Here is a 13,248-nt window from a genome sequence, read left to right as displayed (position 1 = left end):
CCGCTCCGGCACCGCGCCCGCCCCAGCCGCCCGCCCCTCAACTCTTTTCACGTCAGGTCCATGGAGCCTCAAGGAGCCTTGTCGATGGCCAACTTCTCGAAGTCCAACGTGCCGCAGTTCTCCGTCGAGGTGTACCAGAACGAGTTCCTGCCGGAGGGCGGCCGCGAGGTCAACGCGATCGTCACGGTGGCGTCCACCGGCGGCGGCACCCTGGGCGGCGCGCCCCTCACGACGGCCGCCGCGTCGCCCGCCCACATACCCGGACAGGCGCCGACCGCGGCCGTGGTGATCATGGTGGACTGCTCGGGTTCCATGGACTACCCGCCGACCAAGATGCGCAACGCCCGCGACGCGACGGCCGCCGCCATCGACACCCTGCGCGACGGCGTGGCCTTCGCGGTGGTCGCCGGCACGCACATCGCCCGCGAGGTCTACCCGGGCAACGGCCGCCTCGCCACCGCCGACGCCCAGACCCGTGCGCAGGCCAAGGAGGCGCTGCGCAAGCTGACCGCGGGCGGCGGCACCGCGATCGGCACCTGGCTGCGCCTGACCGACCGGCTGCTCGGGGCGGCGGACGTGCCGATCCGGCACGGCATCCTGCTGACCGACGGGCGCAACGAGCACGAGTCTCCCGAGGACCTGCGTTCCGCGCTCCAGGCGTGCGCCGGACGGTTCACCTGCGACGCCCGCGGGGTGGGGACCGACTGGGAGGTCAAGGAGGTCACCTCGATCGCTTCCGCGCTGCTCGGCACCGCGGACATCGTCGCCGATCCGGCCAACCTGGCCGCGGACTTCACGCGGATGATGGAGAACGCGATGGGCAAGGAGGTCGCGGACGTGGCCATCCGTCTGTGGACCCCGGTCGGCGTCGAGATCAAGTTCGTCAAGCAAGTGGCGCCCACCGTCGCGGAGTTGACCGGCCGGCGCACCGAGGCCGGCCCGCGAGCCGGGGACTATCCGACCGGTTCCTGGGGCGACGAGTCGCGCGACTACCACGTGTGCGTGCAGGTGCCCCAGGCCAATGTCGGGCAGGAGATGCTCGCCGCCCGCGTCTCGCTGATCGTGCCCGACCGCGAGGGCGGCGCTCCGCAGGTGCTGTCCCAGGGTCTGGTGCGGGCGGTGTGGACCGACGACATGGCGGCCTCCACCTCGATCAACCCCCAGGTCGCCCACTACACGGGCCAGGCCGAACTGGCCCACGTCATCCAACAGGGTCTCGATGCGCGCAAGTCGGGCGACGTGGACGGCGCGACGGCGAAGCTGGGCCGTGCGGTGCAGCTGGCCGCGGCTTCGGGGAACGCCGATACTGCGAAACTGCTCGCGAAGGTGGTGGACGTCGTCGACGAAGCGACAGGTACTGTGCGACTGAAGGCGAAGGTCGCGGAAGCGGACGAGATGACACTCGAAACGCGCTCCACCAAGACCGTTCGCGTCAAGAAGTAGCCAGAAGTGAACAAGCAGTAGCCAGTGACGTGGCTGGTCACCAGCCTGTTCGCGGCCGGCAGCCGGCTACCGGCAGTCGGCCGCCCGTACCGAGAACCACCGAAATGCCGCGGCCCACCGGGCCGGACGAGGAGAGGGGGAAGCGACTCCATGCCGACCTGCCCGAACGGACATCAGTCGGGTTCCGACGACTGGTGCGAGATCTGCGGCCATCGCATGGGCGCCGTGCCGCCGCCTCCCCCGCCGCCGCCCGCGTACGGCTACCCGGGTCCCGGCGACCCGAACGCCACCGCGCAGGCCGAGCTCTGCCCGCAGTGCCGCACGCCGCGCGAGGCCGGCGCGCCCTTCTGCGAGGAGTGCCGGTGGAACTTCCTCACCAACACGGCGACCTCGTACACCCCGCTCGCGCCGCAGCAGCCCATGCCGCCGCCCGGCCCCGGCCCCGGTCCCACCGGCGGCCCCGGCCCCGCGCCGGGCCCCGGTCCCGGCCCCGGCCCCGGTCTGAACCTGCCTCCGGCCTTCCAGCAGGGCCCGCCGCCCACGCCGCGCGACCCGTACGAGTACCAGCGCTCGCGGCCCTCCCAGGTGAACCGGCCCGCCGAGCCGCTGGCCGCCGAGCCCTCCCAGCACGGCGGGCAGCAACTGCCGCCGAACGCGTTCCAGCAGCAGCCGCCCGCGCCGCCGCAGCCGTTCGGCGGGCCCCAGGGCGGCCCGCCCCAGCAGCCCTTCGGCGGCCCGCAGGGCGGCCCTCCGCCGCCGCCGGCCTTCCAGCAGCAGGGACCGCCCGCGCCGCCGCGGGTGCGGGAGCCGCAGGCGCCGCAGCCCCAGGGCGACGACGACTGGATGCTGCCGCCGCCCTCCTCGGCCGTGCCGGGCTCCCGGCAGCAGCCGGGCCCCGACCGGGGTGACGACTGGCCGCGGCCCACCCCCGAGCGCGGCGACGACGACTGGCCGCAGGCCACGCCTCAGGCCACGCCCGAGCGCGCGGGCGACGACTGGCCGCAGGCCACGCCTCAGCCGGCCCCGCAGGCGGCCCCGCAGGCGCCTCCTCAGGCTCAGCAGGCGGCTCCGCAGGCTCCTCCTCAGGCTCAGCAGGCGCCTCAGCACGCTCCGGAGCGGGGTGGGGACGACTGGCCGCAGGCCGTGCCGCCGCCCGCCCCGGCCGGGTGGTCCATCACGGTCGGCCCCGACCGGGACTACTTCCTGGCGATGATGCAGCGCAGCGGCCCCGAGGCGGCCGGGCTCAACCTGCCGGCGTACTCGCCCGAGCAGCAGCGCCCGCTGTCCGGCAACCAGATCACCATCGGCCGCCGCCGCCACTCCACCGGCGAGGCGCCCGACATCGATCTGTCGGTGCCGCCCGAGGACCCGGGCGTCTCGCACCAGCACGCGGTGCTGGTGCAGCAGCCGGACGGCACGTGGGCGGTGGTCGACCAGAACTCGACCAACGGCACCACGGTCAACGGCGCCGGCGAGCCGATCCAGCCCTATGTGCCGGTGCCGCTCCAGGACGGCGACCGGGTGCACGTGGGTGCCTGGACGACGATCACGGTGCGCCGGGGCTGAACGGCGCCCCCCGCAGGGGCCAGGTGTGCGGCCCCTGCGGATCGTCGAGCCACGCCCACTGGGCGCCGTCCTCGACCGTCACCCCGAACCGCTCGCGCCGCGGCCGCTCCTCGCGGTGCCACAGCTCGTACGCCTCGTACGGGTCGAGGCCGCCCGCCGTCAGCTGCAGCAGGAAGCGGAACAGCTCGTTCGTCCCGGCCTCGCGGGCCGGCCCCTCCGCGGGCGGCCCCGGCAGGGCGCCCGTGCCGCTGCCGCGCAACGGCACGAAGTAGGCCGGGGTGTGCAGGAAGCGCCCCTCGGCGCGGCCCGGACGCGTCACGCGCAGCCGGATGAGGCCGGTCGCGAGCGGGGTCAGGATGAGCGCGTCGGGCCGGCACTGCGCGACCCAGTCGTGGGGCACCGAGCCCACCGTGCAGGTCGCCACGATCTTGTCGAAGGGTGCGCGCGCGGGAGCGCCGCGCGCCCCGTCCCCCGTGATCACGGCGGGCCGGTGTCCCGCGGCGGCCAGATGCGCCCGCGCGGCCTCGGTGATCTCGGGTTCCAGATCGACGGTGGTCACGTTCGCGTCGCCGAGACGGTGGCACAGGAGCGCCGCGTTGTATCCGGTGCCCGCGCCGATCTCCAGGACCCGGTCGCCGTCCCTGAGCGCCAGGGCCTCCAGCATGCGGGCCATCAGGGAGGGCTGGCTGCTGGAGGAGACCAGGTCGCCGTCGCGCATCCGGGTGCCCAGCGGGGCGTCCGCGTAGGCCCCGGTCAGCCAGTGGGCGCGCCGGGCGGGGTCGGGGTCCTCGCCCCACAGCCGTATGTGGCCGCCGGGCGCGCCCTCGTAGTAGTACGGCACGAACAGGTGGCGCGGCACGTCCTCGAAGGCGTCCCGCAGCGCCGGGTCGGCGAGTGCGCCGCCGGCCGCGATCTCCCGCACCAGGGCCCGCCGCAGTGCCAGGTCCGCGCTCATGGTTCCACTGTGCTCATGGTTCCACTGTGCGGCGCGGGAGCCCGCGGGGCGAGCGGTCCTACGCCCCCGGTCCTCGGCCGGCCGGTCTGAGACCATGGAAGGGTGCTGCATTCACCGGGGGACGGCCCCTGGACCCCGGGCCGCGTCCCGGGGCAGGCCCGAATGACATTGCGAGGGTGTTCAACGTGACCGAGATTCCGCGCGGCACGCTCCAGGAGCAGACCTTCTACGAGCAGGTCGGCGGCGAGGCGACCTTCCGGCGGCTCGTCCACCTCTTCTACCGGGGCGTCGCCGACGACCCGCTGCTGCGCCCGATGTATCCGGAGGAGGACCTGGGCCCCGCCGAGGAGCGGCTCGCCCTGTTCCTGATGCAGTACTGGGGCGGCCCGCGCACCTACAGCGACGGCCGGGGGCACCCGCGCCTGCGGATGCGGCACGCGCCGTTCACGGTCGACCGGGCCGCGCACGACGCCTGGCTGCGTCACATGCGTACGGCCGTCGACGAGCTGGGACTCTCTCCCGAGCACGAGCAGACGCTCTGGAACTACCTGACGTACGCGGCCGCTTCGATGGTCAACTCCGAGGGCTGACGGTCGCCTCCCGGGGCCGGGCCCGCCATGGTCGAGGCCCCGGCTGCCCGAAAGCACGCACGAAGATTGCCCTTCCGACCGGAACTCGGTCATCCGTGGTCGCATTCCGATCACGATCGGGCAGGAACGCCTTGTAAGCGGTTTCCACGACCCCGCGCCCCCTGAAAGCATCTGGACACATTCCGGGGGGATGCCCAAAAAGGCCGAGGGGGGCCGTGTGCCGGGGTTTGTCTTTCTGCGCGTCCGCGCACACCGCTTGCTGCTCATGGCGGCGCTGCTCGCCGTGCTGCTCACGACCTCGGTCCTGGCGGCGCTGACCTCGTTCTCCGGATCGGTCTCGGACGCGGCGCTGCGCCACACGCTCGCCACCCGCGGCGCCGCGCCGGCCGCCCTGGTCGTCCGGTCCGAGGCCGAGCCGGAGCAGCGGAGGGCCGCGACGGACGCGGTACGCACCGGCGCCCGCGCCGTCTTCGACGGACTGCCCGTCACCACAAGGGAGTTGGCGCAATCCGGGCCCTACGCCCTGCCGCGCTCGGTGCAGTCCGCGTACGCCCGTGCGGGCAACCCCGACCTGACCCTGCTCGCCGCGATCGACCGCTCGCGGGTCCGTCTCACCGCGGGCAGCTGGCCCGCCGCGCCGGACGCCGGGCGCGGGGCCGAGATCCCGGTGGCGCTGCCCGAATCCGCGGCCGGACGGCTCTCCCTTCGCCCCGGCGCCACGCTCGCCCTCACCGACCGGCTCGGCGGACCGGGCGTCACCGTGCGGATCACCGGCGTCTACCGGGCGATCGACGTGTCCGACGCGTACTGGCGCCTCGACGATCTCGGCGGCCGCGGCGTGCGCAAGCTCGACTTCACGACGTACGGGCCGCTGCTCGCCGACTCCTCGGTGCTCGACGGCGGCCGGGTCAGCGCGGGACCGAGCGCCTGGCTGGCCTCCGCCGACTTCTCCACGATCACCGTCGGCCGGATCGCGAAGCTCCGGACGGCCGCCACCGAGGGACCCAAGTCCCTGGTGAAACAACCCGTGTTCGGGACCGGCGCCACCGCGGAGACGTCGCTCCCGGCTCTCCTCGACCAGGCGGACCGCTCCCTGCTGGTGTCCCGCTCCACCCTGCTGATCGTGGCGCTCCAACTGGTGCTGCTCGCCGGGTACGCGCTGCTCCTGGTCGCCCGGCTGCTGAGCAGCGAGCGCGCCGGCGAGACCGAACTCCTGCGCGCCCGCGGCGGATCGCGGCGTCAGATCACCTGGCTCGCCGCCGTCGAGGCGCTGCTGCTCGCGGTGCCGGCCGCGCTGGTCGCCCCGCTGCTCGCGGGCCCGCTGACCCGGCTGCTCGCCGGCCGGGGCGCGCTCGCGCGGGCCGGCCTGCACCTGGACACCTCGGTCACCGCCACGGTGTGGCTGGTCGCCGTGCTCGTCGCGCTCGGCTGCGCGGCCGCGGTGGTGGCCCCCGCGCTCTCGGCGGGACCCCTGCGCCGCGGCGGCCGGGCCGGTGCGCTGCCCGCGCCGGTCCGCGCCGGCGCCGACATCGGGCTGCTCGTGATCGCGGGGGTCGCCTACTGGCAGCTCGACCGGCAGACCTCCGGGCCGGATTCCGGCGCCGGCTCCGGCGCGATCAGCACCGACGCGGCGGGGGGCCTCGGCATCGATCCGCTGCTCGTGGCGGCGCCCGCGCTGGCCCTGCTCGCCGGGACCGTCCTGGTCCTGCGGCTGCTGCCGCCCGCGGCCCGGCTCGCCGAACGGCGGGCCGCGGGCGGGCGCGGGCTGCCCATGGCGCTGGCGGGCTGGCAGTTCAGCCGCCGCCCGCTGCGCGGCGCGGGACCGGTGCTCCTCCTGATCCTCGCGGTCGCGATGGGCCTGCTCACCCTCGGGCAGTCGGCCACCTGGAACCGTTCGCAGAGCGACCAGGCCGACTTCCGGGCGGGCACCGACATCCGGGTGTTCGGCTCCTCCATCAGCCCCTTCGGCCAGGCCGGCTCCTACGACACGGTCCCCGGCGTCACCGCCGTCGCGCCCGCCGCCCGCGAGTCGGTGCCGCTGAGCGGCGGGCGCTCGGCCACCGTGCTCGCCCTCGACACCCGGGACGCCGCCGGCTTCCTGCTGCGCCCGGACCTCGCGGGCCGCTCGGGCCACGACCTGCTCGCCCTCCTCCCCCCGAAGCGGGACGCCCCGCCGGGCGCCGCCTTCCCCGTGGACACCGAGCGGATCCGCCTCGACGCGCGGCTGACCGGCGACACGTCGTCCGGCACGCCGCCCGGCACGGTCACGGCGACCCTTGAGGACCGCTACGGGATGCGGTACCAGTTCGGCCTCGGCCCGCTGCCCGCGGACGGCCGGGCCCACGGCCTCGACCTCGACCTGTCCGCCTTCGCGGGCCGGCCCGCCGGACACCCCGCGGGGCCCCTGCTCCTGACCGGCCTCGACGTCGTCCTCCAGGTGCCGCCCGGCGCGGACGGGCCGCACGGGATCGCCCTGGACGGTCTGCACGCCCGCGGCGCCGGCGACGCGGACCGTACGGTCGCCGTGCCGCCCGCCGCCCGCTGGACCGCGGGCAGCGAGGACCAGGACGCCGCGCCGTCCTGGGCGACCGTCAGCCCCCAGCCCACCGTCCGCACGCTCCGCCTCGTCGCGTCGCGGGCCGCGCCGCCGGTGCCCGCCGCCGTGGCCGACGACCGGTTCCTGGCGTCCAGCGGCAGCAAGGTCGGCCAGACCATCGACGTGTCGCTCGCGGGCCGGAACGTGAAGGTCGAGGTCGTGGCCCGCGTCGAGCGGCTGCCCACCACCGGCAGCGGCACGGTCGGCGCGGCCCCGGTCGCCGCCACCTCCACCGCCGCCACCTCCACCGCCGCCCCCGACGGTGGCGGCCTCCTGCTCGACCTGCGGGCCGCCAACCAGGTGCTCCAGCACACCGACGCGGCCTCCGGGCTCCTCGCCACCGAGTGGTGGCTGACCACCGCGCCCGGCCGCGCGGCCGAGGCCGCGGCCGCGCTCAAGGCGCGCCCCGACACCGACCCGGCGCAGATCGTGTCCCGCACGGACATCGCACGCCAACTGCGCGACGACCCGCTGGGTGCGGGCCCGCAGTCGGCGCTCGCCGCCGTGTCGCTCGTGGCGGCGGCGCTCGCGGCGGTCGGCTTCTCGGTGAGCGCGGCCGGATCGCTGCGCGAACGGGGCCAGGAGTTCGGCGTGCTGCGCGCACTCGGCACCCCGCGCCGCCAGCTCGCCCGGCTGATCGCCGCCGAACAGGGCGTCCTCATCGCGATAGCGCTCCTGGCCGGGCTCGTCCTGGGCGAAGTCCTCACCCGGGCCGTGGTGCCGCTGATCGTCCTGACCGATCAGGCCGCCCAGCCGGTGCCGGGCGTCGTCGTGGAACTCCCCGCGGGCCAGGTGGCGCTGCTGCTCGCCGGCGTCGCCGCGGTGCCGGTCCTGATCGTCGCGGCGATCGCGCTGCGGCGCGCCGACCCCGCCGTCACACTCCGCGTCCAGGGGGGCAACTGACATGACCGGCAAGGCCGTCGCACCCTGGGTGCGCACCCGCCTGCGGACCGCCCCGGGCGCCGCGGCCGCCCTCGCCCTCCTGGTCCTGATGACGGCGTGGCTGTCCGCCGCCTACCCGCGCGGCGTCGACACGTACGAGGACGACGGTCTGCGCCGGGCCGTGGCGACGGCCTCGCCGGCCCGCACCGCCCTCCAGTTCACCGCGGGCGCGCCGGGGCTCGCCGAGTCCGACGACCGGCGGGCCGCGATGGTCTCGCCGGCCGAGCTGAAGCAGCACTTCGACGCGGTCGTCCAGAACGTGCCGGCGCCGCTGGCCGCCGACCTCTCCCAGTCGGCGTACGGGCTGCGCACCATCCAGAACCTGGAGTCCGACGAGCCGTATCTGCCCCGGCCCAGCGGGCTCGCGCCGCGGTTCACCGTGGCCGCCCAGGCCGACCTCGCGGGCCACGCGCGGCTGGTGACGGGCCGGCTGCCCACCGGGCGGGCCGGCCAGAAGTCCGCCGCGGCCGAGGTCGCCGTCACCGCGGCCACCGCGGCGACCCTGCGCATCAGGGCGGGTTCGGTGCTGCACGTCGAAGGAATCGGCCGCCCGCCGCTGGCCCTGACGGTGACCGGCATCGTGGAACCGCTGCTGCCGCAGGCCGGCTACTGGTCCGTCCAGCCGTTCCTGCGCACGCCCCAGCTGGAGCCCGTCCCGTCCTCCGGTGGCGACCCCCCGCAGTTCTGGCACGGCGGTCTGCTGCTCGCGCCGGACGCCGCGCCGATCCTGCTCGCCACCAACGGCAAACCCGAGATGTACGCCCAAGTCATTCCGAAACCAGGCGAGTTGAGCTCCCGCCGGCTGGACGATCTGAAGGGCGCGGTGGCGAGCCTTCAGGCCGGCCCCGCGCTGTCGTCGATCCGTACCCGCTTCGCGCTCTCCACCAGTGTCTACACCGAGCTAGACCACGTGCTCGCCGCCTACGGCTCGATGCGCGACTCGATCGGTCCGGTCGTCGCGGTGGCCGGATTCGGCACCGCGACCGTCGCGGCGGTGGTGCTGTTGATGGCGGGCGGACTCGCCGCGGCCCGCCGCGCCGCCGAACTCGCCCTGCTGCGCGCCCGCGGCGGCTCGCTGCGCCAGATCGCCGGGCGGCTGCTCGCGGAGAGCGCGGTCGTGGTGATCCCCGCCGCGGGAATCGGCCTGCTCCTCGCCGTGCTCGTCGTGCCGAACGGCCGGCTCGGCCCCGCGCTCGCCGCGGCCTGCGGGGTCGCGGTGCTCGGCTGTCTCGCCCTGCCACTGCGCGCGGCGGCGGCCCACCGCTCGGTCCGCTCGGCCGCCGAACGCACCGACCTGGTCAGGGAGAAGCCCTCCGCGCGGCGCACGGTGGCCGAGCTGACGCTGCTCGTGCTCGCGGTGGGCGCGGTGTTCGCGCTGCGCCGCCGCGGCACCACGGCGGGCGCGGCCGACGGGCTCATCAGTGCGGCTCCGGTACTCGTCGGGGTGATCGCCGCGCTGGTCCTGATCCGGCTCCATCCGCTGCCGCTGCGCTGGGCGGCCCGGCCCGCGGCCCGGCTGCGCGGCGTCGTCGGCTTCCTCTCCCTCGCCCGCGCCGGGCGCGCCTCCGGCGGCGGCGCGCTGCCGCTGCTCGCCCTCCTCACGGCGCTCTCCACGGCCGCGTTCGGCGGCTCGGTCCTGGCCGGCACGGCCGACGCGCGCGACCGGGCCGCGCTCTACGCGACGGGCGCCGACGCCCGCGTCGACGCCGTGACCCTGCCCAAGGACCTGGCGGGCCGGGTGGCGCGCGTCCCGGGCGTCCGGGGCGTGTCGCCGGTGCACACCGAGTACGAGGTCGCGCTGCCCGGCGGCGACAAGGTGGCGGTCGCCGCGGTGGACCCCGACTCCTACGCCCGACTGACCTCCGGCACCGCGCTCGGTGTCGACGCGGCCCGGCTCAAGGCGACCCCGGGGGCGGCCGTCCTGCCCGCCCTCGCTTCGCCCTCCGTCGCCGGGCGCCTCGGCGAGAGGCCGGTGAAACTGCGGGTCGCCGGCCGTGACGTGACGGTCCGCGTGAGCGCGGCCCAGGACGTGTCGGCGGCCGCACCGGGCATCGACTACCTCCTGATCGACCGGACCCCCCTCGGCCCGCAGGCCCCCACCTCGCTCCTCGTCGGCGGCGGCTCCATCGACGCCAAGGCGCTGCGCGAGACCGTCGCGGGCAGCCATGCGGTCGCGCGGCTGCGGTCCGAGGCACGCCGGGAATTCACCGACTCCCCGCTCCAGACGGGTGCGGGGCGCATCTACGGCGCGGCCGTCGCGGCGGGCGCGGGCTACGCCGCGCTCGCGCTGCTCCTCGCGCTGCTGCGCGGCGCCCCCGAACGCTCCGCGCTGCTCGCGCGGCTACGCACCATGGGCCTCACGCGCCGCCAGGGCCGTACGCTCCTCGTCCTCGAATCGCTGCCGTCGGCCTTCCTCGCGGCGGCGGGCGGCGCCCTCACCGGCTGGGCGTCGATCGCGCTGCTCGCCCCGGGCATCGACCTGGCCGGCCTGGCCCTGGCCACGTCGAGCGGTCTGGCGCCGGTCGGCTCCGAGCTGCGCGCGGACCCGGTGTCGCTGGTGCTGCCCGCCGTGTGCGTGCTGCTCCTCGCGACGGGCGTCGCGGCGGCGCAGGCCTGGTGGAGCGGCCGCCGTGGATCCATCACCGAACTCAGGGCAGGAGACGCTCGATGACCACATCGCTCGAAGACCTGGAGCGCCGGGCGACGGCCCACCGCGACCGGCCCGCCTACGGCCACGACGCGCTGATCGCCTGCGACCGGCTGGTACGCGTCTTCACCACCGACGGCGTGGAGGTGCAAGCCCTCCAGGGGCTCGATCTCCTGGTGACCGAGGGCGAGTTGATGGCTCTGGTCGGTGCGTCGGGCAGCGGCAAGTCGACGCTGATGAACATCCTGGCGGGCCTCGACGTGCCGACGGCCGGAGCGGCCAGGGTGGCGGGCCGCGACCTGCTCGCCATGGACGCGCGGGCCCGGCTCGGCTACCGCCGAGACGTGGTGGGCTTCGTATGGCAGCAGACCGCCCGCAACCTGCTGCCGTACCTCACGGCGGTGCAGAACGTGGCGCTGCCGATGCAGTTGCGCGGCAAGCTCGCCAAGCGGAAGAAGGCCGAGCGGGCCGACGCGCTCCTGACCATGCTGGAGGTCGCCCACTGCCGCGACCGAAGGCCCCACCAGATGTCGGGCGGCGAGCAACAGCGCGTCGCGATCGCGGTGGCCCTCGCCAACAGCCCCTCGGTCCTGCTGGCCGACGAGCCGACGGGCGAACTCGACTCGGCGACCGGCGAGCAGATCTTCGCGGCGTTCCGCAGGGCCAACGAGGAACTGGGCACGACGATCGTGATCGTCACCCATGACCAGGCGGTGGCGAGCGAGGTCCGCCGCACCGTGGCCATCCGCGACGGCCGCACCTCGACGGAGGTGCTGCGCCGCACCCACATCGACGAGTTGACGGGCGAGGAATCCCTGGTGGCCCGCGAATACGCGATGCTCGACCGGGCGGGCCGCCTGCAACTCCCGGCGGAGTACACGCGCGCCCTGAACATGGAACACCGGGTGGCCCTTGAGCTGGAGACGGACCACATCCAGGTGCGGCCGGACGAGCGTTGACTCCCTCTGCGGGGAAGGGAGTTGGGGCGCCCGGTTGGGGCGGCCAGCTGAAGCGGGCTACTGGAGCGGCCCGTTGGGGTGGTCAGCCCCTGACCAGGCAGAAGGGATGCCCCGCCGGGTCGGTCAGGACGCGCCATCTGCCCTCGTTCGGCTGGTGGTCCGGTTTGCCCGCGCCCAGCTCAAGGAGCCTGGCCTCGGCCTCGTCCAGGTCGTCGACCGCGAAGTCGAAGTGGAACTGCTGCGGGACGGACTGTTCGGGCCAGCGCGGAGCCCGGTAGTCGTCGACCCGTTGGAAGCCGATGAAGAGCCCGTCCTCACAGGTGAGACCGGCGAATTCGGCATCGGACGCCGGATGCGGCTCCAGGCCGGTGGCCTGCTGATAGAACGCCGCCAGAGCCGGCGGATCCGGGCAGTCGAGAGTGATGGCACGCAATGTCATCCGCGAGGGCACGGCAGGCACGGCACCTCCAGGCCGATCGGTGGATCTTCGCACGCACACCCTGGATGCGGCCCGCCGCCGGCCGGCCGGCGGTCCGGACGCCGGACGCGACGGACGGAAAAGGGGCGGCCCCCGGGCGGGCGCGGGGCTCGACACCGGGTCCCCTACAAGGGGCGCGGGGAACCGCGCGCCCAGCCACGCACGGTGGACGGACGAAAACGGGTTGAGGGGCGCGGGGAACCGCGCGAGCAACCGCCCACGGTCCGCGGACGAAGGCGGGGTTCCAAGGGGCGCGGGGAACCGCGCGAGAAGCGGGCACGGTCCGCAGATGACCGGGGTTTCGAGGGGCGCGGGGAACCGCGCGATCAGCCCCCACCCGCCCCCACCCGCCCGCACCCGAAGGCGCTACGTCGGCGTCACGCTCAGCGCACCGAGCCCCGCCCGGCGCAGGGCGATGGAACCGTACGGGGTGCGCAGGCGCAGCCACGGGCCGGAGGCGAAGAGGGCGGCCGGTTCGGGGGCGGCCGGCGCGCCGGCCGAGGCGAGCGCCCGGACGGGCCGCAGGAACCCCAGGGACTGGGCCGCATGCACGGCCCGCAGCGGAAGCTCGGTCGAGCCGAGCGTCCGGGACCAGATGTCGCGCCCGATCAGCTCACGCTCGGCGCTGGTACGCCGCTCCTCGGGCAACGCCGCGTCCCTGGCCCGGAATTCGGCGACGGCGGCCGCGACCGCGCCCCGCATCCGTTCCGGCTCCGGCAGCCCCGGCACTGGCTGCCAGCCACCGCGCGGCGGCAGCAGCCCGGCCCACGGGGGCCCGGTGACGGCGGAGGGAACGCCCGCCGTGCACGCCGGCTCGTCCAGGGATTCCAGGAGTTCCCCGGCGGAGACGGTCACGTCGAGGGCGACCGCGTCGCCGCCGAGACGCGCCGTGCGGATCGCGAGCACCTCGAAGGACGGCGGCCGGCCGAACACGGCCAGCGCCCCGCCGCCCGCCTGGAGGCGTACCGCGGCGGCACGGTCGTAGTGGATCAGGCGGCCGAGGAAGGCGGCGAGATCCGCCACCTCCCTCGCGTCGTCGAACCGGAGCACGGCGTTCATGCCGCGGCCCGCT

9 protein-coding genes are annotated in these 13,248 nt (G+C 75.6%); 6 read left to right on the top strand and 3 right to left on the bottom strand.

The window, feature by feature from the left end; translation table 11 throughout:
- Positions 1–84 precede the first annotated feature (84 nt).
- The gene (locus OG432_RS22610) at positions 85–1,443 is read left to right on the top strand and encodes a vWA domain-containing protein (protein ID WP_328312775.1); all 1,359 of its coding nucleotides are present in this window, start codon (positions 85–87) and stop codon (positions 1,441–1,443) included.
- A 150-nt stretch (positions 1,444–1,593) separates the two neighbouring features.
- Positions 1,594–3,009, top strand: coding sequence for an FHA domain-containing protein (locus OG432_RS22605; RefSeq protein ID WP_328312774.1), 1,416 nt, complete (start codon positions 1,594–1,596; stop codon positions 3,007–3,009).
- Here the strand turns inward: OG432_RS22605 and OG432_RS22600 are convergent.
- On the bottom strand, positions 2,990–3,964 hold the full coding sequence (locus OG432_RS22600) for a methyltransferase domain-containing protein (protein ID WP_328312773.1): 975 nt from the start codon (positions 3,962–3,964) through the stop codon (positions 2,990–2,992). The genes OG432_RS22605 and OG432_RS22600 overlap by 20 nt on opposite strands.
- 185 nt (positions 3,965–4,149) lie before the next feature.
- Between OG432_RS22600 and OG432_RS22595 the strand changes: the two genes are divergently transcribed.
- From OG432_RS22595 to OG432_RS22580, 4 genes are all read left to right on the top strand, one after another.
- Positions 4,150–4,554: a globin gene (locus OG432_RS22595; protein ID WP_267053162.1), complete on the top strand. Its 405-nt coding sequence runs from the start codon at positions 4,150–4,152 to the stop codon at positions 4,552–4,554.
- A gap of 217 nt (positions 4,555–4,771) precedes the next feature.
- Positions 4,772–8,053: an ABC transporter permease gene (locus OG432_RS22590; protein WP_328312772.1), complete on the top strand. Its 3,282-nt coding sequence runs from the start codon at positions 4,772–4,774 to the stop codon at positions 8,051–8,053.
- A gap of 1 nt (position 8,054) precedes the next feature.
- Positions 8,055–10,763: an ABC transporter permease gene (locus tag OG432_RS22585; RefSeq protein ID WP_328312771.1), complete on the top strand. Its 2,709-nt coding sequence runs from the start codon at positions 8,055–8,057 to the stop codon at positions 10,761–10,763.
- Positions 10,760–11,698: an ABC transporter ATP-binding protein gene (locus OG432_RS22580; RefSeq protein ID WP_328312770.1), complete on the top strand. Its 939-nt coding sequence runs from the start codon at positions 10,760–10,762 to the stop codon at positions 11,696–11,698. Before OG432_RS22585 ends, OG432_RS22580 begins: the two co-directional genes overlap by 4 nt.
- A gap of 82 nt (positions 11,699–11,780) precedes the next feature.
- Here OG432_RS22580 and OG432_RS22575 read toward each other — a convergent pair whose 3' ends face one another.
- Both OG432_RS22575 and OG432_RS22570 read right to left on the bottom strand, forming a co-directional pair.
- Positions 11,781–12,137: a VOC family protein gene (locus OG432_RS22575; RefSeq protein WP_443058597.1), complete on the bottom strand. Its 357-nt coding sequence runs from the start codon at positions 12,135–12,137 to the stop codon at positions 11,781–11,783.
- 405 nt (positions 12,138–12,542) lie between these two features.
- Entirely contained in the window at positions 12,543–13,235 is a 693-nt protein-coding gene (locus tag OG432_RS22570) for a hypothetical protein (RefSeq protein WP_328312769.1), read from the bottom strand.
- Between the last annotated feature and the right edge of the window lie 13 nt (positions 13,236–13,248).

It is taken from the genome of Streptomyces sp. NBC_00442 (genome assembly GCF_036014195.1).
Lineage (GTDB): Bacteria > Actinomycetota > Actinomycetes > Streptomycetales > Streptomycetaceae > Streptomyces.
Note: the sequence above shows the minus strand (reverse complement) of the source record. Positions and strands in the feature narration are given on the sequence as shown.